The 22807-nt window shown below is 56.7% G+C and carries 7 protein-coding genes, 7 pseudogenes and 1 other annotated feature; of the genes and pseudogenes, 9 read left to right on the top strand and 5 right to left on the bottom strand.

All coding sequences use genetic code 11. The features are described from left to right. Window positions 1-18: 18 nt before the first annotated feature. Window positions 19-405, top strand: coding sequence for a 2-iminobutanoate/2-iminopropanoate deaminase (ridA, locus tag SYMBAF_RS01395; RefSeq protein WP_040264371.1), 387 nt, complete (start codon window positions 19-21; stop codon window positions 403-405). A gap of 156 nt (window positions 406-561) precedes the next feature. Here the strand turns inward: ridA and SYMBAF_RS01390 are convergent. After that, window positions 562-908: pseudogene (locus SYMBAF_RS01390) on the bottom strand (magnesium-translocating P-type ATPase); the annotation flags it as partial. A 9-nt stretch (window positions 909-917) separates the two neighbouring features. Between SYMBAF_RS01390 and SYMBAF_RS01385 the strand changes: the two are divergent. The 5 genes and pseudogenes from SYMBAF_RS01385 to nrdG all read left to right on the top strand — a co-directional run. Further along, a pseudogene (locus SYMBAF_RS01385) lies at window positions 918-1524 on the top strand (substrate-binding domain-containing protein); the annotation flags it as partial. A gap of 137 nt (window positions 1525-1661) precedes the next feature. Continuing rightward, window positions 1662-3077 (top strand): PTS trehalose transporter subunit IIBC, encoded by a 1416-nt coding sequence (gene treB, locus SYMBAF_RS01380; protein ID WP_040264375.1) that lies wholly within the window; start codon window positions 1662-1664, stop codon window positions 3075-3077. Window positions 3078-3148: 71 nt separating this feature from the next. Further along, the gene (gene treC, locus SYMBAF_RS01375; protein WP_040264377.1) at window positions 3149-4813 is read left to right on the top strand and encodes an alpha,alpha-phosphotrehalase; all 1665 of its coding nucleotides are present in this window, start codon (window positions 3149-3151) and stop codon (window positions 4811-4813) included. Window positions 4814-4917: 104 nt separating this feature from the next. After that, a pseudogene (gene nrdD, locus SYMBAF_RS17430) lies at window positions 4918-5299 on the top strand (anaerobic ribonucleoside-triphosphate reductase); the annotation flags it as partial. A 293-nt stretch (window positions 5300-5592) separates the two neighbouring features. Further along, window positions 5593-6035, top strand: a pseudogene (nrdG, locus tag SYMBAF_RS01365) (anaerobic ribonucleoside-triphosphate reductase-activating protein). 187 nt (window positions 6036-6222) lie between these two features. Here nrdG and SYMBAF_RS01360 read toward each other — a convergent pair. Next, window positions 6223-6681, bottom strand: coding sequence for a YhbP family protein (locus SYMBAF_RS01360; protein WP_040264382.1), 459 nt, complete (start codon window positions 6679-6681; stop codon window positions 6223-6225). A gap of 234 nt (window positions 6682-6915) precedes the next feature. Here SYMBAF_RS01360 and SYMBAF_RS01355 point away from each other — a divergent pair. The 3 pseudogenes from SYMBAF_RS01355 (at window position 6916) to SYMBAF_RS01345 (ending at window position 9722) form a co-directional block, all read left to right on the top strand. Then, window positions 6916-8105 (top strand): annotated as a pseudogene (locus SYMBAF_RS01355) (IS3 family transposase). Continuing rightward, window positions 7198-7314 (top strand) — a sequence feature (AL1L pseudoknot). It overlaps the preceding pseudogene by 117 nt. A gap of 166 nt (window positions 8106-8271) precedes the next feature. Further along, window positions 8272-8625, top strand: a pseudogene (locus tag SYMBAF_RS01350) (transposase); the annotation flags it as partial. 70 nt (window positions 8626-8695) lie between these two features. Continuing rightward, window positions 8696-9722, top strand: a pseudogene (locus tag SYMBAF_RS01345) (IS3 family transposase). 41 nt (window positions 9723-9763) lie between these two features. Here SYMBAF_RS01345 and imm45 read toward each other — a convergent pair. The 3 genes from imm45 to SYMBAF_RS01330 all read right to left on the bottom strand — a co-directional run bounded on the left by imm45 (window position 9764) and on the right by SYMBAF_RS01330 (window position 22257). Continuing rightward, entirely contained in the window at window positions 9764-10081 is a 318-nt protein-coding gene (imm45, locus tag SYMBAF_RS01340; RefSeq protein WP_082026875.1) for an Imm45 family immunity protein, read from the bottom strand. After that, window positions 10081-20493 carry a hemagglutinin repeat-containing protein gene (locus SYMBAF_RS01335; RefSeq protein WP_040264388.1) on the bottom strand — a complete coding sequence of 3471 codons (10413 nt, stop codon included), beginning with the start codon at window positions 20491-20493 and terminating at the stop codon, window positions 10081-10083. Before SYMBAF_RS01335 ends, imm45 begins: the two co-directional genes overlap by 1 nt. Before the next feature lie 75 nt (window positions 20494-20568). Further along, window positions 20569-22257, bottom strand: a complete 1689-nt coding sequence (locus SYMBAF_RS01330; RefSeq protein WP_226019872.1) for a ShlB/FhaC/HecB family hemolysin secretion/activation protein — start codon at window positions 22255-22257, stop codon at window positions 20569-20571. Between the last annotated feature and the right edge of the window lie 550 nt (window positions 22258-22807).

The following is a 22807-nucleotide window of genomic DNA, read 5'->3' as shown; positions in this document are numbered from 1 at the left end:
GGTATATCAGGAGAAGAAATGTCACGTAATATCAGCACTGAACACGCCCCAGCAGCCATTGGGCCTTACGTGCAGGGCGTTGATCTAGGCAGCATGATCATCACTTCCGGCCAGATCCCAGTCGATCCAAAAACTGGCACCGTCGCCGATGACGTCGCCGCTCAGGCGCGCCAATCACTGGAAAACGTGAAGGCAATCATCGCCGCCGCCGGACTGAGCGTTGCAGATATCGTGAAAACTACGGTATTCGTCAAAGACCTGAACGATTTCGCTACCGTCAACGCTGCTTATGAGGCTTTCTTCAGCGAGCACCGCGCACCGTTCCCGGCTCGCTCCTGCGTGGAGGTCGCCCGCTTGCCGAAAGACGTGAAAATCGAGATCGAAGCCATCGCTGTGCGTGGTTAATCCACGATAGTGCAACTAACGGCCCGTTTCAGGCTGACCGTTTTTATTTGTCGCAGATAACCATTCAGGTGTCCCAGCGCCGCAGTGAAAGGCGAATGGGATCACCATTGCTGCTCTCCGGCACGACGATCACTGCCAACCGTAGCACCGCACAAATCAGCCTTTCACGCACTGGGGCAGCATCATATAGCCCGCTAGGATCAGCACCAACCACGGGAAGTAACTGAGCGGCAACGCTTGCAGTTAAAGCCAACTGGCGAGCGGCCGATGCCAGTAACGATCACCGCTAGCGTCATGATGCACAGTGACCAAGAGGCACGGCTTTGGATAAACGGAATTTTGCGCGTGCGGATCATATGCACGATCAGCGTCTGCGATAGCAGCCCTTCCACAAACCCGCCGAACTGAAACAGCGTCTGCATTTCTGGCGTATTGGCCTTGAACACCCACTACATCAAACTGAAGGTCAACACGTCAAACATTGAGCTGATCGGCCCGAAAAAAGGATCCGTCCGATCGTGATGGAAAGCCAGCTCGACCCCCTCTTGGGGCAGGAACACCTGTACATGTTGCAGCAGCGTAATGTCGATGGGGTGATCCTGTTCGGCTTCACCGGCCTGATGGCCCCCATGCTTGATCCGTGGCAGGAAAAAATGGTGGTGATAGCACGCGAATACGAGGGTTCTTCCTCCGTCTGTTACGACGATGCCGGCGCAGTCAAGCTGCTGATGGCTCACCTACATCAGCAAGGGCCTCGGCATATCAGTTACCTTGGTGTACAACTCAGCGATGCCACCACCGGCCAGCGCCGCTACCATGCCTATCTCAAAACCTGCGAACATCTGCAACTGACGCTCCACGCGGCATTGGGTGAATTGCCAAAGCGGTTTTCAGCGTGCCGCCGAGATAACCAACGCTTACAGCAGTGCGTTGATCTGCGCCTCTGATAGTATCGCCATCGGCAATACCCCACAGCTCAGCTTTCTGTTCCCTGGCACCCTATCGGTGGGGTTCGGCTATGGCAGCGCCGCCGGCCTGCAAGCGGTGCAACAACTGCTGGCTCAACTCTGCGGTGAACAAGGGCTTCGCCGTATTCTAGTACCCAGCAAACTTTCCTGATTAAAAGTATAAAAAACATACATACTTTGTCATTTTGTGATCCTAACCCCAAATTGGGAACGTTCCTACTCCCTTAAAAAGCTGCATGACTAAGCTTGGATGAAATACTCAGCCAACACATCTATAGGTATCTAATAATGAGCAATATCAGACAGCAGGACATTGATCGTCTGATTGTTTTGGTAGGTGGATACGGGAATATCGTCACCGTAAGCCATTGTATTACCAGGTTGCGTTTCGTCTTGAACGATCCCAACAAGGCCAAACCGAAAGAAATCGAAGAGTTGCCGATGGTTAAGGGCTGCTTCACCAACGCTGGACAATTTCAGGTGGTGATTGGTCCGCAAGTCGGTGATTACTTTCAGGTATTGATCGCCACCACCGGCATCAACGAGACCAACAAGGAACAAGCCAAGATCGCGGCGCGTAAGAACATGACTTGGAACGAGCGCGCCATTTCCCACTTCGCCGAAATCTTCTTCCCACTATTGCCGGCGCTGATCAGCGGCGGTTTGATCCTCGGCTTTCGCAACGTGATCGGCGACATTCCGCTGACTGGTGGACAAACGCTGGCGCAGATGCATTCGGCGTGGAAAACCATCTACGACTTCCTCTGGCTGCTCGGTGAAGCGATCTTCATGTTCCTGCCCGTTGCCATCTGCTGGTCAACGGTGAAAAAAATGGGCGGCACACCGGTGCTCGGCATTGTGCTGGGTATCACCTTAGTGTCGCCGCAACTAATGAATTCCTACCTGCTCGGCCAACAGGTGCCGGAAGTGTGGAACTTTTACTGGTTCACCATTGAGAAAGTCGGCTATCAGTCCCAAGTGATCCCATCGATACTGGTCGGTATAGCGCTGGCCTGGATAGAAGCAGGGTTGAAAAAGATTGTCCCGGATTGCCTGTATCTGGTGGTGGTGCCGGTGGCTTCCCTGTTGCTGGCGGTGTTTCTGGCGCATACGCTGATCGGGCCGTTTGGCCGTATGATCGGCGATGATGTGGCCTGGGCAGTGAAAACAGTGATGACCGGCCACTTCGCGTTAGTCGGTGCCACGCTGTTCGGTTTCCTGTATGCCCCGCTGGTGATCACCGGTGTGCATCAGACCACACTGGCCATCGACATGCAGATGATCCAAAGCATGGGTGCCACCCCATTGTGGCCACTGATTGCGCTGTCCAATATCGCGCAGGCTTCGGCGGTGCTGGGTATCAGCATCGTCAGCCGCAAAGCCAACGAACGTGAGATTTCAGTGCCAGCAGCAATCTCCGCCTATCTCGGCGTGACCGAGCCTGCGATGTACGGCATTAACCTGAAGTACCGTTTTCCGATGTTGTGCGCGATGATCGGCTCCGCCTGCGCCGCCCTGATCTGCAGCCTGGACGGCGTGACCGCCAACGGCATCGGTGTTGGTGGCCTGCCAGGTATCCTGTCGATCAAGCCGCAGTTCTGGCTGATCTACTCGCTGGCGATCCTGGTGTCGGCGGTGATCCCGCTGCTACTGACTATCATGGTCTACAAATACAAAGCTGCACGCAGCGAACTGCCCGTTTAACTGGCTCGATATGAATGTAGGGATCTGACATGCTCAGACCCGGTTGACACAATTCAAGGGTAACCCTGCTTATGAGCAATCCCCCCCTCTGGTGGCAAAATGGCGTCATCTACCAAATCTATCCGAAGAGTTTTCAGGACAGCACCGGCAACGGTTACGGCGATCTGGCGGGTGTTGCCCAACGATTGGACTATCTACAGGATCTGGGCGTTGACGCTATCTGGCTGACGCCGATCTATGTTTCACCGCAGGTGGACAACGGGTATGACGTGGCAGACTACTGCGCCATTGATCCCACATACGGCACCATGGAGGATTTCGACCACCTGATCACCGCTGCCCATCAGCGTAACATCCGTATCGTGATGGACATGGTGTTCAACCACACATCAACCGAGCACCCCTGGTTCAAGGCTGCACAGGATCGCCATAGCCCATTCCGCCAATTCTACATCTGGCGCGATGGCACAGGTGACGCACCGCCGAACAACTGGCGCTCCAAATTCGGCGGCAACGCCTGGCAGTGGCACACCGACAGCGGCCAATACTACCTGCATCTGTTTGCCACCGCACAGGCAGACCTCAATTGGGAACACCCACCGGTGCGCGAAGAGTTGAAGAAGATCTGCCAGTTTTGGGCGGATAAGGGCGTTGATGGCCTGCGCCTCGACGTGATCAACCTAGTGTCCAAACAGCAGGACTTCCCTTCCGACAATCAGGGCGATGGCCGTCGCTACTATACTGACGGCCCGCGCATTCACGCCTTACTACGAGAGATGAGCCACGATGTGTTCCAACCACGCAGCCTGATGACCGTGGGCGAGATGTCTTCCACCACCTTGGCGCATTGCCAACAATACGCGGCGCTGAGCGGCGAAGAGCTGTCGATGACCTTCAATTTCCATCATCTGAAGGTGGACTACGCCGGCGGAGAAAAATGGACACTGGCAGCACCGGACTACGTGGCGCTGAAAAAAATTTTCCGCCACTGGCAGCAAGGGATGCATCACCGTGCCTGGAACGCGCTGTTCTGGTGTAACCACGACCAGCCGCGCATCGTTTCACGCTTTGGCGACGAGGGCAAGCTGCGGGCAGTGGCCGCCAAGATGCTGGCGATGGTGCTGCACGGCATGCAAGGCACACCTTATATCTATCAGGGCGAAGAGATCGGCATGACCAATCCAGGCTTCAGCACCATCGGGCAGTACCGTGATGTAGAAAGCTTGAACATGTACGCCGAGTTAAGCGCCCAGGGCAAAAGCGAGGCCGAACTGCTGGCGATCCTGGCGAACAAATCACGCGACAACAGCCGCACGCCAATGCAATGGAACGCTGCACCCAACGCTGGCTTCACCCAGGGTACGCCTTGGATTAACTGCGCGAAAAACTATCCACAGATCAACACCGAGGCGGCACTGGCCGATCAGAACTCGGTGTTTTACACCTATCGCCAACTGATCGCCCTGCGTAAGCAGTGCCCGCTGCTGACTCACGGCGACTATCAGGATCTGGCACCGTCGCCCCCGTCGCTGTGGTGTTATCAACGCAGTTGGAACAGCCAGTGCCTGCTGGTGGTCGCTAACCTGAGCCACGAACCGCTGGCTTGGGGAGCTGAAGGCGTGGAGCTATCCGCTCGATGGCACCCACTGATAAGCAACTATGCCGATGCCGCGCAACGGCCACAGGCGATGACCCTGCGGCCATTCGAAGCAATATGGTGGCTGTTGGAGGATTAGATCGTATCGAGTGCGTCAGCAAACGTATGTACCCGGACATCCTCAATGACGAACAAGTGGTGAAAGTCATCGGCTCGTTCAAAACACCGATGGGCTGCAGTAGCTTTCTCAGCAGCTCTCCGCCATTAGCCAATGGTGGCTTCATCTGTGGCGGCGAGTACCCCACCTACAGCACAATTTAAAGGCGTTGGAAGACATATGGAACAACAGCGACCTTACTGCGGCATCAACACACCGATCGACGAGTGCTACCCGTGCGCTTTCACTGGCAAGTTTGCCTGCATCAGCAAGGGTCTTACCTGCCCGAATTGCGGCAACCATGGCCCTTCCAAGGTCTCGGTTATCCGCTGGGTATGGGATTATCTCGGCAGTCCGGGTGCCAGGCCATTCAACTCCAGTAAACAGGAAGAGGTTAAACACCTCGGTAGTGGGCAGGTCAGGGCAGTTAAGCCCATTGAAGTGCAATATAAGAGCCTATCCCAGTAGGCACATATTGTTGCAGCCAGTTTGGACAAGGACAGCACGCAAGGGAGTCTGTGAGGAGGGTGAGCACTGCCCAAGGCAAAAATGGCAAACAAAATAACCTACTGGGATAGACTCTAACCCTGTTCGTCGGGTGTTATTGTTCCGCCCAGCACGGAAAAAACCGATGGTAAGAGGGGATGTGGGGATTTATGCGCTTTGATCACCCTGTGGGCTGCTCTCTTGAAAGCGTGCAAAATACATTGCATTTTGTGAGCCACTGCCAAGGTTAAAATAACCCAATAGGTAAACCTCACATGAATTACCACCAATACAACCCCATTGATGTGGTCAACGGCCCCAGCACCCGCAGCACGCTGTTCGTTGCTGGCTGTGAGCGCCCGTGACCCGGCTGCTACAACAAAAACACTTGGCGACTCCTCCGGCCTGCCATTTACCCAAGCGCTGGAGGATCAGTTGATCGGCGATTTGAACGATGTGCGCATTCCACGCCAAGGATTGTCGCTGTCTGGCGGCGATCCGCTGCATCCAGCCAATGTACCCACCATTTTGCAATTGGTGAAGCGGGTGCGCAGCGAGTACTCTGGCCTGGCTACCAGTTGGCGGAACTGGATGCACAGTAAAAGCAGGGGGTGAATCAAATTAACGTGCTGATTGGCGGCAAGTTTGTACAGGATTTAAAAGACCCGGCATTGCCTGGCGTGGCAGCAGCAATCAAGTGGCGCATAAGTTGCATTAAGCGCTTCACACAGCGCCTGCGGCTTCATCCTCACCTTCCAGTGAGCGTTTACTCGTGCTATTGCGCCCGCAAAACGGACATAGAGCGAGGAATAAGGCGAAATGCTGATCCCCCCATACGCATTTTATCTGCCAATCACATAGCCACTCTCTTGTTAATTACCCCCCCGGAAATAGAGGCCACACGCCTAAGCACACACCCAATGCAGCTTTGTGCCGAAGCCGAGGGAGTTGTCGGTCATTTTCACTTCTTGCAAATCCAAGCGCCACATCGGTGCTGGCATCGTTCTGGCGATCGGGAAACGCTTACCATAACGGGTGCGAGCCAGCGTTTCTTCATCGCCACTGAGCAGCACCGCCTCAGCGCGGTACTGAACCCCGCAGATCAACGCTATGGCCTTTGGCTTTGGCGCAATGGTGCCTACCACGCGGCTATTTTCCAACATCAACGCGCCGTGGCGGGTATGGGTCTCTGTCATCAACCACAGCGCCATAAGTTCGGCATCAAACACGTAAAAACAGTTGGCACACCACATATCCATCATATCGCTACCCGTTCCACACATCTTTGCACCACTGCTGGCACAGATCGTTAGCAGATGCTGTTTGCAGATAAATTGGCGAATGTGTTCTAAGTCTGTGCTCATGAAGATCCTTAATTTATAAATTTCTAAGCTGCCTGTACGGCAGTGAACATCAAGTCAACACCACTCTGCCCAATTCAACAAACCTGATTTTTTAGCTTTATTTTATAACCAGTTATACTGTTTCATCGTCAACATAGAGCATAGGATGTCAAGAACGCCAAACCCGGTGACAAAGAATACTGAACCGCACCGGTAATCCTGGAGACTAAACTTTCTGAGAGAGAGGTAAACAGGATGACTAAAAATACCCGCTTTTCCCCCGAAGTCCGTCAGCGGGCCGTTCGTTTGGTTCTGGAAAGCCAGGACGAATATGGTTCGCAATGGGCCGCTCTCAGCTCCATCGCCCCCAAGATAGGCTGCACGCCGGAGACTCTTCGTACCTGGCTTTCGCCAGCATGAACGGGATACCGGTGGCGGTGATGGCGGACTGAGTACCACTGAACGCCAGCGTCTGAAGGAGCTGGAGCGCGAAGTCCGCGAACTGCGTCGCAGTAATGATATCCTGCGCCAGGCTTCCGCGTATTTTGCGAAGGCGGAGTTCGACCGCCTCTGGAAAAAATTATGCCCCTGGTGGATGCCTTGCGCAGCAAACACGGGGTCGGATCGGTATGCCACGAGCTGGATATCGCCCCGTCGACGTATTACCGGCATCAGCAACATAAACGCTATCCGGAGCGCGGCATGATGACCTGCTGAAGGTGGAGGTACAGCGCGTGTATGATGAAAACCACTGTGTGTATGGTGTGCGCAAGGTTTGATGCCAGTTGCAAGCGAGAGTGGCCAGATGCACGGTGGCACGTCTGATGAAAGCGGCGGGGCTTACGGGCGTACTGCGGGGTAAAAAAGTGCGAACCACCGTCAGCCGGAAAGAGGCCGCTGCGGGCGATCGGATGAACCGTCAGTTCGTGGCAGAGCAGCCAGACCCGTTGTGGGTGTCAGACTTCACGTATGTGAGCACCTGGCGGGGGTTCGCGTACGTGGCGTTCGTCATTGATGTATTCGCCGGTTGTATCGTGGGCGGGCGGGTATCGTCCACGATGGAAACGGCGTTCGTGCTGGATGCGTTGGAGCAGGCGTTGTGGGCCAGACGCCCCAGCGGCACAATCCATCACAGCGATAAAGGCTCGCAATATGTGTCGCTGGCGTACACACAGCGGCTAAAGGATGCAAAACTGCTGCCCTCGACCGGCAGCACGGGCGACTCATACGATAATGCGATGGCGGAGAGCATCAACGGGCTTTACAAAGCGGAGGTGATACACCGACAGAGCTGGAAAAACCTCGCCGAAGTGGAGCTGGCCACGCTGACGTGGGTGGACGGTTATAACAACAGACGGTTACTGGAACGGCTGGGTCATATCCCGCCGGCAGAAGCGGAAAAGTCATATTACGCTACCACCGGGAATAAGGCTCTGGCAGCCTGAGTTCACAGACTTAACACTCTCCCGGAAAACCGGGGCGGTTCAGTTGAGTTCCTCAGGGGGGGGTGAGATTTTTTGCCAATTCGTTAGCCAGAGCCTGCAACTGTTTTTCGTCCATAAACTAACCTGTTTTTGATATGTTCACTCCAGTCACGGAGACAGGTAAATTATGGACGAAAAAAAACTCACGGCCCTTGCGGCTGAACTGGCTAAAGGCCATAAAACCGAAGCAGATCTCAATGCGTTTTCCCGTATGCTGACGAAGTTAACCGTCGAAACAGCACTGAATGCTGAACTGACAGAGCACCTCGGGCACGAGAAAAATGCCCCAAAATTGGACTCAAATACCCGCAACGGCTATTCATCCAAAACCCTGCTGTGTGACGATGGTGAAATCGAACTGAATACGCCACGTGACCGTGAAAACACCTTCGAACCGCAACTGATAAAGAAAAATCAGACGCGTATCACGCAGATGGACAGCCAGATTTTGTCCCTGTACGCCAAAGGCATGACGACCCGTGTGTAGTGGATCAGTAATTCAGGACACTTCTAAATCCTGTTAATGTTAAACAGCGAATATGAGGTGATGAATGATCAAAACTCGTCGGACTAAACGTACATTTTCCCCGGCGTTCAAACTCGACGCTATTGAGCGGGTAGTTAAATACCAGCGCGCTGCCCGGGAGGGTGCTCTGGCACTCGAACTCAATCCTGAGCATCTGCGCAAATGGATACGGCTGTATAAACAAGAACGTCTGGGTATTGGGCCGGTTGGGAATGCCATTACACCTGAGCAACGTGAAATTCAGCGGCTTAAAGCGCAGATAAAGCGCCTTAAGATGGAAAAAGAAATACTAAAGCCGGCTGCCGTGCTGATGAGCGAAATCCCCGGAAAATTATCGCGTTAATCACACGGCTAAAAACGAAATGGCCTGTACGGGTTCTTTGTCATTTGTTCGGTGTTCACCGTAGCGTTTATTACGCGCAGCTGAAAAGCCCCATAAATGTGCAAAGAGTTGAGTGACGAAGTCGGGTCAGCGCATTCCACGCTCTTAGTCGTGGTGCCGCAGGTAGCCGAACAATCAGCCAGATGCTGCGACAGAGTGGGATTGATGCGGGCCGATGGCTGGCGCGACGCCTGATGCAGGAGTGCGGACTGACAAGCAGCCAGCCGGTTAAACCCCGTTACCGAAAAAACGATGACAACAGTCCGGCATTGCCGAACTTATTGAGTCGGCAGTTTAACCCTGCAGCCCCAAACCACGTCTGGTGTGGTGAAAACGCGACAACGTAATGGGCGGCTGTTGTTTCTATTCGGATCAGGGTAGTCAGTATAAAAGCAACAAATACAGAAAGTTACTCTGGCGATAGGGGGGGATGCAAAGTACGAGTCGCAGAGAGAACTGTCTGGACAATTCGCCAATGGAAAGAGTCTTTCGCAGTCTCAAAAGCGAATGGTTACCAAAAAGAGGTTATGTTGATTTTGGTCATGCGATACGTGATATCAACGACTGGATAAACCGTTATGACAATGTTTTTCGTCCTCACACAAGCAATGGTGGCGTACCACCTTGCGTATATGAAGAACGGTGGAAACAAGCTAGCCCAGTGTCCTGATTTTGTGATCCACTACACCTCTATTCAGGTGGCCAAATTAACTATGCCACTACAATGGGAGTTGCTACATATTCATCAAGAATGTGAACATCTTCAACATTACATTCTGGATATATCCATTTAGCCCAATTGGTAATGACCCATTCTGTACTTAATGCTCTACCTTCGATTGACGCACTTTCGATTGGTAAAGATATTAAAATCAGGCCAGCTTTGTGACCAGAAGATACAACTAAGCCATGAGTTTCAAATAAATCTATGACCATAAAATCAACCCATTCTTCATATGGCCAAACAGCAGGTAACCTAAAGACAGTTCCTCTCTTGATAGATTTATTTTTATAATCAATAAGTTTCATTATTTCACCTTCAAATCATGACCGCCTGACTTATCTATGCTGTTAGGGATTTTTTGCATAGAGAAATCAACTTCGCCCAAATGCTTACCTTTCGGGCTGACAGCCTCAAATCGCCCATGCTGAGTATCAAGTGCATATAAATTGCCATCAGTACCTCGATAAACATCCCGATTATTTAGTTTGGTCAGCTTATTGTCTTTCACCATGCCTTGTTCAACGACAACTTTATTCACTGTTTCTTTTACAATAGCTACTCGCTCTCCTGGTGGAAGCTTGGACAGGCTCGCTTCAAAAGCACCAACAGTACTTCCTGTAGCAATTTTTATAGTTGGATCAACTGCTTTAATAACAACAGGAACTTTCTTGCCCGGCAATATAATCCCGGCCAGCATCCCGCCCGTGGCTTCCAGCGCTCCCTGATTGCCTTCAGATGCCTGTTTGATGGTGTCGGCAACTGTTGACCAGGTCTCGCTCTGCATCAGCGCCTTAACGCTGTCTGCCACCGCCTGATTCTTCCCGGCCAGGTCATTCAGGGCTGTGGAGCAATAGCTGTCTCCCGCTGCACACGCCGCCAGTGCCATTGCCGCATCTGCTGCGTAATCCACAGAGCCCAATGCCGCATCGCCGGTATCAGCCAGACCGTTAATAATTGCGTTGGCGATGGAGGAGGTTGTGCCTTCACCCAGCTTATTCCTGATCTGGTCTTTCAGGGATTCGGCAGCCTGTTTCACCGTCTCGCGGGCTTTGTCACCACTCAGCGAGTTATTCTCCACCGCATTCTTACCGGTCTGGGCGGCGGTCACTGCACCGCCAGTATCACCTGTCGCCAAGCCCCCTGCAAGTCCTGCCGCCAGTTGGCTCAGTGCACTGACCTGTTGTTTCTGCGCTTCGTTCAGTGCATCCGGCTTTTTGCCCGGGAACAACTGTTCAGCAATATACCGGGCCGCCAGTTCCCCGCCGCCGGCACCCAGTCCGCCAGCGGCGGCCGACTGGTTATTCAACTGCGCCGTCACTGCACCCAGCACGGCATGCGCCATCGCGTTGGCGGTAACATCTACCTTACCGGTCAGCGGGTTGGTGGTCAGTTTCTTGATTTCCGTCGCCAGATACGGCGAGGCAGCGTTCGCCAGCGCCCCGGCCAGGTTGTTGCCCGCCAGCGCTGTCAGCACGCCCGTCACCGCCTGTGCCGCCTTTTGTAAGCCGCTGCCAGTGCCGTATTGCTGCATGGCGTTGTCGTATGCCCGCTGCATCACTTCCGCGTCGCTAAACGACTTGCCGCTCTTCTCCAACTGCTTTCTGGCCTGCGCCAACGCACCCGGCTCCTTCTGTGCCTTCAGCCCGGCGATGTCCCCCTGGGTGCGGATGACGTCCATCGCCTGCCCAGCAATCTCTCCTATCAACTGCGCCTGTTTGAGCCGGCTCTGCTCCTGCTCTTTATCAAAGATAGGGGTGATGCTGCCGTCGTTGGCATGTGTCGTATCCCGGTTAAGCTGTGCGATATCCTGTTGCTGTTTGTCGGTATCGCGCACTATCAGCGTGCCCTCGCTGACACCGGCCTGCGTCGTCCCTTCAGCATGCCCGCTGTTGTTGGCTCCCGACAGCATGCCGCCAGCCATGTTAGTTAGCAGATCTTTGCCCACCGGCCCACCGGTGCTCAGCGAGCCACCGCTGTGCTCGGCCTGGTAGTCCGCCTGGTTGTGGATATCCGTCCAGCTCAGGGTGCCGGTATTGAGATGATTCTTGTCCTTATTCGCAGTGCTCGCTATCACCGCACCGTCGAGCTGAGTATGGTCTTTGACTTTGACGTCATACCCGCCTTTACCCGCAAACAACCCAGTCTGTTCTTTGACGCTGTCAAAGTTGCTCTTGAGCTTGTCCTGGCTGACGCTTACGTTGGCTGAACCGGTCGTCGAGCCGAACGTGAAGCTGCCGCCCGCGCTGACGTTCTGCTGTTTGGCGTCATAACTGTTGCTGGCCTGTTCGCTTTGCAACGTCAGGTTGCGTCCCACATCGACGGTGATTTTTCCCCCGCTCGCCTGCGCGCCTTTCAACGTGGTATCCCGGCCGCTGGTCAGGCTGAGATTACTGCCCGCATCCAGGGTGGTTTCGGTATGGGTCAGGCCGTTGCCGTTCTCATGCCCCTTGCCGGCATTGATCCCGGCCGAGACACTGATGCCGTACCCACCCGAGCCGACGCCGATACCCACGCCGACATTACCGCCTTTGCTGCTGTTCTTGCCGATGGTGCTTTCGCTGTTCTGCGCAGACTGCAGGGTAATGTCCCGCGCCGCATCAAGCTGTAGCTCCTTGCCTGCCTTAAGCCGGCTTCCGGCAATGGTGATGTCGCCACTGTGCGCGGTGTTGTTTTTACCCGTTGCCGTTATCGACATATTTTGCCTGGCCGTCAGCGTGCTGCCCTGCGACTGGCGGCTGTCGGTGCGGGTTTCGCTCTTCGACGACTGACTACCGTAGGAGGCGCTGATGCCCACCGTATTGGTGGCACCCTGCGCCGCACCTTTATCTCCTGGCTGCAAACCGGCTGCGGCATTTTTTGCTTCCGCCGAAGCGGTCAGGGCATTATCCCGCTCCCAGGCCTGTGCGGCCTGCACGCCGGACAACGCCGCCTTGGTGTTTTGCAAGGCACCCAGTCGGCTGTCACCTTCTTTTCTTGCCTGCTGCGCCGCGCTGACGGCGGTGTTGAGTGCGCTGCCCACTGTGCCCGACAACGCTACACTCAAGCCGCTCTGCTTCTGTTCGAAGGTCTCTGTGCGAGTGCGCTGGTCGTACCCCGGATCGATGGTGACGCTGTCGCCCGTGAGGTTCAGATCCTTGCCAGCCACCAGGTCAGCACCGCCGATATGCATCTGGTGGCCTGCGGTGATGCTGACGTTGCCTTGGTTGCTGCCGATGGTGCTGACACTCTGGCTTTGGGTGATGTCCTTTTCGTCGATTTCGTGTTTGCTCGACTGGCTGCCAATCGTAAAGCCGATACCGCCACTGCTTAGCAGGCCGCTCTTTTTCTCCTCTTCCAGCAGGGTGTGGGACGCGGTTTCGGTGGCGGCCCCGATGTCGACGTTGTGACCGGCCTGTAGGCTGACGTCACGGTCAGCGGCGATGGACGAGCCTTTCACCCTGAGGTCGTGGCCGGCGCTGATGCTGACGTGCTCACCGCTGAGCAGGGTGCCCTTTTGATACGTGACGCGGTCATCGGTCAGGGTGTGGCTGCTGCTTTTACTCAGGAACCTTTTTCGCTCTGAGCGTTCTTCGCTGTATTGCGATTCGCGTTCGGTGGCGCTGTTGAGGGTGACGTCCTTTTTCGCCTGTAGCGTGATGGCACCTTGTTCACTGTGCAAGGTGCTGCCGGTGACGGTCACATCCCCTTGGCGAGCGATAGCGGTGACGCCTTGCTGGCTGCTGAAGGTGCTGCCGATGCTGTTTTCGCGTTCCGTTGCTCGCGCGCGCTGGCTTTGGGTCTTGCCGCTGTGTTTTTGTTCGTTGTCTTGGTCTGCTATGTGCTGGCGTGCGTCTTTGATGGTGACGTCCTGTGCGCTGAGGCCAATACGGCCTTCCGCACTGTCAACCTGTGCGCCTTCGGCCAGCAGATGGTTGCCCGCCACCAGGGTCACTCCCTTGTCACCACTCAGGGAACTGAGCAGTAGGCTGTCTTCTTGACGGTGGTTGTTCACTGATGAGGTGCGGCTGTTAGCCGTAAGGTGTGTGTTGTTGGTGGTGGTTTCCGCTCGTAGGGTGATGTTGCCTGCGGCCTGGAGTTGGCTGGTGCCGCCAGCTCGAACCTGACTACCCTGCACGGTGATGTCCTGCCCGGCCTTCAGGCTGAGGTTGCCGCCAGCGTTGAGTTCGCTGCTCTGTGCCTGCTGCCACTTGCCGCTGATCTGTGCCATGCGTGTGCCAGCCTCTTCCATACCGTCACGGGTGCGGTTGCCCATGGAACCAGAGATGACCTCAAGATTGGCGGTGTGGCTGTTTTTCGCGGCGGTGATGTGCAGGTTGTTGCGTGCGTTCAGGCTGAGGTTTTGCGTGGCGTTGAGTTTCGCCCCCCGCAGGTGAATATCGCTGCCGCTGAGGCTGATGTCGCCAGCGCTCATTGTCGCCTGACGCAAGGCATCTTGCAGGTTGGTGCTGAGCGTCAGGCTGTCCGCCCGCACATTAATGCTGCCCGCGCGGATATCACCGCCCTGATGCGCGAACTGCCCGGTGTCGACAGTCAGTACTTTGTTGGCAAACAGGTTGCCAGCATTGCTGACGCTGCCCGCCGAGAGTTGCAGGTTGTTGCCGCCAATTATTGCCCCATCGCCGGTTAGACGCAGCGTGCGCTGAGCCAGATACACTTTCGGTACCCATACTGTTTGCGGGCCTTCTGCAGTGTTAACCGTTTCGCTCACCAGCCAGACGATGTCCTGTTGCAATGCCGCAATCTGTTTGGGCGTCAGCGCCACGCCCGGTAGCAGATGGAAGTCCTGCGCGACCTTTGCACCGTTGTTCATCAGATGTTGGTACTGCGTCATCGCGTCTTCGCCGTGCACTGAAGGCCGACCGATCAGATGTTGCACCTGTTCGCGCACCAGGCGTTGTTCATAGAAGCCGTCCCCCAGGCGTTTGTGTACCTGCGCCGGGTGGTAGCCGACTCGTGAGAGTAAGTAGTCGCTGCTGATGAAGGCGTCGCGGCGGGTAAAGCGTTCGTCGGTCACCACCAGGAAGGGGCTACCGATGGCCGGATGCTGACGGAACAGGCCGTTGTTGGGAATGGCGGTCGCCACGTTGCCCAGATGCTGCATGGCGGTTAGCGCCAACTGGGCAGGCAACAGCGGGCGCTCAAGCGGTGATGATGGGCTGAGCGCTGTCTGGCTGCCGGGGGTGGGGGGTGTGCCGCCGTCCACCGTAAAGGCCAGCGGATTGCGCTCCACTTCGGCACGTTCGGCGTCTACGGCTTTCAGTGCGGCTTCCAGGCTGCGGGTCTGTGCCTGATTGACCGTGGTGTTGGTGATATGGGCACTGTGGATGGAGACATTGCCGTTACCGGTGATGACGCCGTCAACGGTGGTCAGTGCCGTGGTCTCATCATGTTGGAACGTCGGATGCCAGTGATGGGTGTCTTGATCATAATGGTCAACGATGTACTCATGACGCCGCTCGTTGACTGAGTAGCCGCGGTTGTCGACCTTGCCGTTTCCTTCAATCCCCAGGTTGTGGTTGGCGGTGATGACGCTGGCATCATTGAGCAACGCTCCGGTGATATGCAACACCATGTTGCCCCCGGCCAGAATGTGCGCGCCGACGCCTTCAGAAACCAGTCTGTCGCGCGTGACCGTGCCGGTAGCGCTGCGCTCGCGGAGGTTGTTGTAGTCGGTGACGCCCGGGGCCTTGTCGATATCGAGGTGCTGCTCCGGATCCCACTGCTCAATTCTCCCACTGTCGAACTCACGCCACACGGTGTTGTGATAAGGCGTCGGCACACCCTCCACCTGCTGGAAGCCACGGGTTTCGTAGAAGGTCATGGCGTAACTGCCGTCGGCGTTGGGTTTGAGTGCCAAGTAGTTGACCCACAGGTCGGTCAGTTGATCCCGATTGTCTTTAACGCGCACCTGGGCGCGCTTGCCGGCTGCATCGATGGCCAGCAGGGTGCCATAGCGGTTGTTTTGCGCGCTGGCGTCATCCCGGAAGGTCAGTCGCTGGGTGGTTGGTGCCATAGGTCTCTTGTCAGTATTGGTGTCCATACCGTAAGAGCGCCAGTAATAGTTGTAGCGGTGCCACTTGTAATCGCTTTTTTCCGCGTCGCGTTCAATGACCAACCCTTCGCGCAGGTTATTCAGGCGTTGGGCTTCTACCCTGACGTCACCCTCCGCTTCAATGAAGCTTGCCCGATTCTCAATCAGGTCATTGCTGCCCAAGTGCAGGCGACCGCTGCTGTAAAGCAAGGCACCGTCTCGGTTGGTCAGGCGCTCTCCGGCTTGTAGCGTCAGGGTCTGGGTGGCGGCCATCACTGCCGCCTGGCCGTGCTGGTCAATGACGCGTCCCTGTACGCTGATGTCATCCCCCATTAGGGTGGCAGCATTGTCCAAGGTGTCGACGTTGAGCGTGATGTTGTTCGCTTCAAGTCGCCCGGTATTTTGCAAGGCGTGGGTGGTCAGTTGAACCTTTTTGCCCACCAGCGTGGCCGGGTTGGTGATGCGGGCGGCATTGAGTATCAGGTTGCCCGGCAATAGCCAGTCAGACAGGTTGTTGAAGGCACCGCTTACGGAGAACGTCACCGTGCCGTTACTGCTGATCGTTTCACCTGCTTGGTGGGTGTAGTCTTGTTGTGCGGTCAAAGTGAGCGCTTGCAAGCCCAACAGGGTGCCACCCTGGTTGTCCAGGGTACGAGTATGGAGTGTCAGTGCGTCAGCACTCTCCAGCCTGCCATTCTGGTTGAGTAGGACGAGCGGCGAGTCTGTCGGCGCTTGTCCGGCATTGATACTGAGTGCGTCATTGGTCAGGATGCGCCCCTGGCGGTTATTCAGCGTGGATACGCCGGTGAGGGAGAGGGTGCCGGCGCTTTGTAGCCATCCGGCCATATTGTCGATGTCGCGTGCGGTCACGCTGGTGTGTGTCGTACCCAGCACCCGGCCACCGTCGCGGTTGTCCAGATGGTCGGTCTGCACTTCAAGCGCGGCCTGGCTGCTGAGAGTACCCTGGCCGCTGTTGTCGAGTTGGTTCGCCTTAAGTGTCAATGCCTGGCTCGAGACCAGTTGTCCACGCTGGTTGTTCACCTGCCTGCCGTCGAGCGTCAGCGCCTCGCCGCTGTGCACTTTGCCCTGTCGGTTGTCGAGCATCTCGATGCGGTAGATACCGGTGCCCTGGCTGATGAGCGTGCCGTTGGTGTTATCTAACCGCGCTGCCGTCAGCGTCAGTCCGCCACGGCTGCTGAATACCCCTTGGCGGTTGTCAATGCTTGCCGCAGTTATTTGCTGGTCACCATTGCTACGCACGGCACCGCCCGCATTATCCAACCCGCCGAGAATGCGTAGCGCCAACCGTTGCTGGCCGTCTATCGTGCCGCTGGCATTGTTCAGCGTCTGGGCGTCGAGTTTGAGTGCCTCGCCGCCCTGTAGCCTGCCCTGGCGGTTGTCCAACTGTTCTTTCAGATTCAAATACAGGTGTTTTTGGCTGTACAGCAGGCCGCCCTGGGTGTTATTGAGGCTGATTGCAGCGATGTTCAAGGCTTCACCGGCCAACCACTTTCCGCCGGCATTGTTGATGCGTCCGGTGGTAGCATCGGGTGTGGTGCCCTGCACGGCTAGTGGCCCTTGGGCGGCTATCTTGCCTTTTTGGTTGTCGATATCTTGCGCCACCCGCAGTGCCAGCCTGGCGGCTGATTGCAGCACGCCTTTGGCGTTATGGAGCCAGGTTGCCGCTAGCTGTACGCCCTGCTGGCCTTGTACGCTGCCCCCTGTGTTGTCAAAATGTTCGCTGGTGGCGAACCAGTCACCCTGGCTGCCCATCCAGCCGAGCTGGTTGTCGATCTCTTGTGCTTGGAGTGTTTGCGTTGACTGGCTGAAGAGGTGGCCATGGGCGTTATCCAGCTTCCCGGTGAATTGCATGTCCAGGTTGCCCAGCGCGTTGATGGCCCCCTGCGCGTTATGCAGGCCCGCCGCGCGTACCAAGGTGCGGCCACTGCTGGTCAACTGGCCGTCCTGGTTGTCCCAGTCGTCAGCCAGGATCAGTGACAATGCCTGTTGGCTCAGCACCCGGCCGGATTGGCGGTTGGTCAGCCGCCCGCCGTGCAGTGACAGGGGGCCGCCGCTTTGTAGCGATCCGCCGTCGTTGTCAAACAGGCCGGTTGTGGCCCCCTTGATGTCGAGAGTGTGCTGGGCGGTCAGTTTGCCGCGTTGGTTGCTGATGTCGCCTGTGCTGTCAAGTGTCAGGTCTCCACCGGATTGCAGCCGGCCACTGGCGTTATTGAGGGTGTGAGTGGCGACAGTGACCTGATGGCCGCCCTGCGCGGTGCCGTCGCGGTTATCCCAGTCGCCATCGGTGCGCATGCTGAGTGTGCCGCCCGCCTCAAGCAGGCCGTTGGCATTGCTCAGTGCTTGTTGGGCTGTCAAGTTCGCATCACGCTGGGCTATCACCTTGCCCTGGGTATTGTTGATCTGCTGTGCCGTCAGCACCAGCGACTCGCCGCTGATTTCGCCAGCGCGATTGTCTATTGCTCCCGCCGCGTTTGATGTCAACGCCTGGCCGGAGCGCGACCGAGTCGCGCCGTTGTCGATGTTTTGCGCCGTTGCCATCAGTGGCGTTTCACTTTGCGCGCTGCCAGCGCCATTATCCCCATCATCGCCAATATGAATGGTCAACGCTTTGCCAGCGCCGATAAGGCCGCGTTGGTTGTTTAGCCCTTGACGTGTCGTTAGGGTGACATCCCCCTGGCTGGCCACCTGTCCCTGAGCATTGTTCAGACGCTGTGCCGTCAGCAGCAATTGCGCACCATTGACCTGTCCGTGCTGATTGTCGAATGCGCCCAGCGCATCAAGCCGCAGGGCATTACCTGCCAGCACCTTGCCCTGGGTGTTGTTGATATCGCCGCTGGCATAGAGGGTAAGCGCTGCCTGCGTTTTTACCGTGCCTCCCTGGTTGTCGAGGCGACCAGTGTCAAGCTGAAGGTCGCCGTTGCTGCCCAACTCACCGCTGTTATTGTCGAGTATTCCGCTGACCCGCCAGTACTGCGCACTGTCGTTGAGTGCTACCAGACGTCCGTGTTGGTTGGTCAGTGCTCCTGATGTCAGTGCCAGGCTGTGGGCCTCGATACTGCCATCGGTATTGTCCAGCTTGCCAGTCAGGGTGAAGTGGCTCTCGCCGCCGCCTGTCTGTGTCCAGACAGCCTTTTGGTTGTGCAGGTGGTGGGTATTGACCTCCCAGCGACCTGCCTTAACCTGCGCCTGTTGCGCGTCAACATCGCCTACCGTGTTGAGGGTGAATTGTCCGCTGTCGACCTGCGATTGGCGCAATGCCACGCCGTCTTCTCGTGCCACTAGGGTGGCGTGGTTGGCGGCCAACTGCACGCCGCTGATATCGACCCGATGCCCGACCAGGGTGACGTCCTTTTTGCCGAGCAGGCTACCGCTGGCGCGGATGTCACCTTGGCTGTCCAGCCGCAGATCCGCATCGCACACAATCTGGCTGTTGGCATTGCTGCCAGCCAGCAAGTGTCCGTGGCTCTCTATACCGCTGTTAGCGCTCAGGCGGACATCGCCGGTCGCCGCCAGGGTGCCGGACTGGCGGAGTTTGCCAGCCCGACTCGCAATAACCAGCGTGCCGCCGCTGTGCAGCTTGCCGTGGTGGTCGATAGCGTTACGGGCCGTCAGCCGGATATCCCCGCCAGCCACGGTGACAGCCTCTTGCGCCGCCGACTGCCAACTGAGTTTGCCCTCGCTGCTGATGGTCAGGGTTTTGCCCGCTTGCAGGTGTCCGCCCTGGTTGCGTACCCCCACGCCAGCTTCGGTGCCTATCATGCGGATTTGGCCGCTATACATGCCGCCCATCTGCCCCATGTCTATCGCCAGTTCGGGTTTGGTGCTGCCGTCGTCCGCCAGCGGCGTTGCTGTGGTGCCGTCCGCACCTATCCGGTTGCGCCCGGCGACCACCGATAGCCCGGCTTTGGCCCAGACGCCGGCGTTGATGTCTACCGCACGCGCCAGGATATCTACGTACTCGGTGTCATGACGGGTATCACCATTGAGTCCGCCGCCCTCAACACGCACTACACCGCGCTCGACCTGGTAGCCTGCCAGGCTGCCGTCGGCGTTCAACTGCGGCTTGCCGGTGGTCAGCGTCATGCGTCCAGCGTTGAGGGTGCCACAGCCGTTGCAGACAATGCCCGCCGGGTTGGCGACAATTACCTGCGCCTGCCCGCCGGCCACCTCCAGGAAACCACGTAGTTGGCTGGGATCGTTGCTGTTGACTTCATTGAGGATGACCCGCGCCGGGGCGGCATTGGGGTTGAGGTTGGGGTTGCTTTGGATCATCCCGGCCATCTGGGTGGCGGTGATCACCGCCGAGTTGTTGAGGATGGCCCCTTTGGCGTCGACATCGAACTGCTGGTATTGGTTGTGCGATATCCCAGCCTGATTGGGGGCGGTGATATTGACCTGTGGCAAACCGTTCTGGGTGGCGATGACTTCGGGCCGCTGACCGGGCGCGGCGGTGACATCTGCCACAATGCCATCGGCCAGGACAGGCCCGGCAAACAGCGCCAACCCCAGCAGCCACACCGCACGGCGCACTGTTACCCACAAGCGGATGCCGCCGCTACCCCGGCTTTGCCCCGGTTCAGTGCTGTAGCTGCGAGCCAGTTCGGAAACCACCCGTAACTCCCCGTGGGTGCGGCTGAAGATGAGGCGATAGCAATGTTTGTTCATGGGTCACATCCGTGAGAAAAGTCAGTCTGTTCAGGTCAGTATCTGCAAAAGGGCCGGTATCATGACGCTTGGGCCTCAGATTTCCAGGCTGAAGCTAAAGCTGGCCGTCGCGCCTGAGGTGTGGAAGCCCTGCGGCTTGTAGAGCGGCAACCCGGCAGACAGGTCATAATTGAACAGTCCCCACAGCATGCCCCGCACGCCAAGCGCACTGCCCGCCAGTTGATGGCCGACTAGGTCGCGGGTGCCTGGGCCGTCTACGCGGCCGCAGTCGGTGGTCAGGTACAGCTCGTGCCCGCGTGAAAACATATTCCAGGCGATTTCGTTGCGCCACAGCAAGCCTTTTTCGCCAGACAGCATTTGTTCGCCGTCAAAGCCGCGGACAGTATAACGCCCGGCGATGGCCATACGCTCCTGCGGCGTCAGCGCGCTCTGGCTCCACTGGCCACGTACGCTGGTGTAGTATCGCCAAGGCTGCTCACCCCAGGCGAAGGGCTGATTGACGCTCAGGTCACCGAGCAGCATACCGGTGCGGGCGCTGCCGCTGTGGGACGCCTCTTCCGGGGCTGGCAAGGCATTAAGTGCGCCAGTGCCGCGCCGCCAGTTGATGTTCGCATCCAGCGTGGTGCGGCCAAGGTAGCTGCGCTGGTTTAGCCCTAACTCCCAGCCAGCGGTACGGCGTTTTTGCAGGTCGATGTTGATGTCATTCACCGCATTAGTGGAATACTTACGGTAGCCACGCAGGTTGAGCGTGGTCTTGTGCGACTGGTCGCGATACAGCAACCGGGATACTGTCAGTTGGAGAGTGTCGCTCTTGCCGCTGTAATGCAGTACTTCGTTGGCATTGGGGATGTTCTGATGGTAGCTGTAGTCGCTGTAGTTGGCGGAAAATGCCCAATATCCCAGCGGGAAGAAGTAGTTCAGGGTGTGCGATCGGTTGCCGAATGGCCCGTGTTGGAACAAATCCTCGCCAAGGTTGGCGTAAAACAGGTCGTTCTGCGCAAAAGGCGTATCCACCGACAAGGTGGCGGAACCGAGATATTGCCCGGTGCTTTTGCCACCGCTGTCGTCCAGCCCCAGGCTGAGCCGCACTGGCCTGCCTGCTTTCCAGTTCACCTGTAGGCCACTGGTGGCTTCCCGCACGCCGGGTATGATTTTGATGTCGGCGTTGACGCTAGGCACCCGTTTGAAGTTCTCCAGGCCCTGTTCGATGTCGCGCAGGTTGAGAATATCCCCTTTTGAGGCTGGGATGGCATTCCACAGCCGCCCACGCCAGAAGACCGGCGTGTCAAAACGGATGTCGCCAATGCGCCCGGGCTGTAGGGTGAGCGTCAGGACGCCTTTGGTCAGATCCTGCTCCTGCGCCATCACTCGGGTGGTGACATAACCTTTGGCCAGAATGGCGTTTTGTACTTTGTTGATAGCGAGCACAATGCCCTGTCCGCCCAGGCAACGGCCTCTGGCGTCAGCGGCGGCGTTGAGCGCCCACTGAAAGCGCGTGGCTGAGTCCCCCACAAGTATCAGTTTGCTGATGGTAAAGCAGGGCTGCTCATTGGTAGGATAATCGGGCTGCGCCATGTTGGGGCGCGGGAGGCGTTCATCGGCTTGTGGGGTGTTTTGCTCGCGCAGGGCGCGTTCACGTTGTTGCTGGCGAAGCTGTTCACGGGCATCAATGGCCGCTGGCTCCTGAGCAGGGGGGGCGGACGGTGTGGCGGCTATTATCGAGGAAGAGAAAGCTAACAAAACCCCCGCAAGGGTGGGAAACACCGCCTTTATCCGACGTAAAATCGATAGAAAAGTCCTTTTCACAAGATATTCATCTCACAAGCTGTAAAGATATGTAATTTATGTATATTATTCCCTCAGGCGAGCAAAAAACAAGTGAATTATGCGCCCCAGGTTTGAACAGCCCTATATTTGCTTAATCCACATTCAATCCTGCCGGTTTCTGTGATACGCCGGCTTGCATCCTGTCGCGAAGTTAACGGGTTCCCGCAACCTGGCTGGCGTATATATCCGTCATACTTCAAGTTGCCTGTGCGTTAGCTTTCTTCGCCATCTTCCTGTAACTCGAATTCTTTAGGGTATAGCCAAGCGGGCTTTATTCGGATGCAGAGTGCATAGACCGTTGAATTAACAAGGTGTTGGCAGCGCTATTTTTAATAACCTATCCCAGTAGGCGTACAGTGTTGCCGCCAGTTTGGACATGGACAACGCGCAACAACTGGCGCGTAGGTGAAGAGAGGAAGCACTGCCCAGGGCAACATGGCAAATAAAATAGCCTAATGGATAGGTGCTAAGCCTATCGATGGTTATG

The organism is Serratia symbiotica (assembly GCF_000821185.2).
Taxonomy (GTDB): Bacteria; Pseudomonadota; Gammaproteobacteria; order Enterobacterales; family Enterobacteriaceae; genus Serratia; species Serratia symbiotica.
Note: the sequence above shows the minus strand (reverse complement) of the source record. Positions and strands in the feature narration are given on the sequence as shown.

Excerpts from the sequence above, each read along its gene's own strand:
- ridA (WP_040264371.1), top strand. The coding sequence starts at position 19 with ATGTCACGTAATATCAGCACTGAACACGCCCCAGCAGCCATTGGGCCT.
- treB (WP_040264375.1), top strand. The coding sequence starts at position 1,662 with ATGAGCAATATCAGACAGCAGGACATTGATCGTCTGATTGTTTTGGTA.
- treC (WP_040264377.1), top strand. The coding sequence starts at position 3,149 with ATGAGCAATCCCCCCCTCTGGTGGCAAAATGGCGTCATCTACCAAATC.
- SYMBAF_RS01360 (WP_040264382.1), bottom strand. The coding sequence starts at position 6,681 with ATGAGCACAGACTTAGAACACATTCGCCAATTTATCTGCAAACAGCAT.
- imm45 (WP_082026875.1), bottom strand. The coding sequence starts at position 10,081 with ATGAAACTTATTGATTATAAAAATAAATCTATCAAGAGAGGAACTGTC.
- SYMBAF_RS01335 (WP_040264388.1), bottom strand. The coding sequence starts at position 20,493 with ATGAACAAACATTGCTATCGCCTCATCTTCAGCCGCACCCACGGGGAG.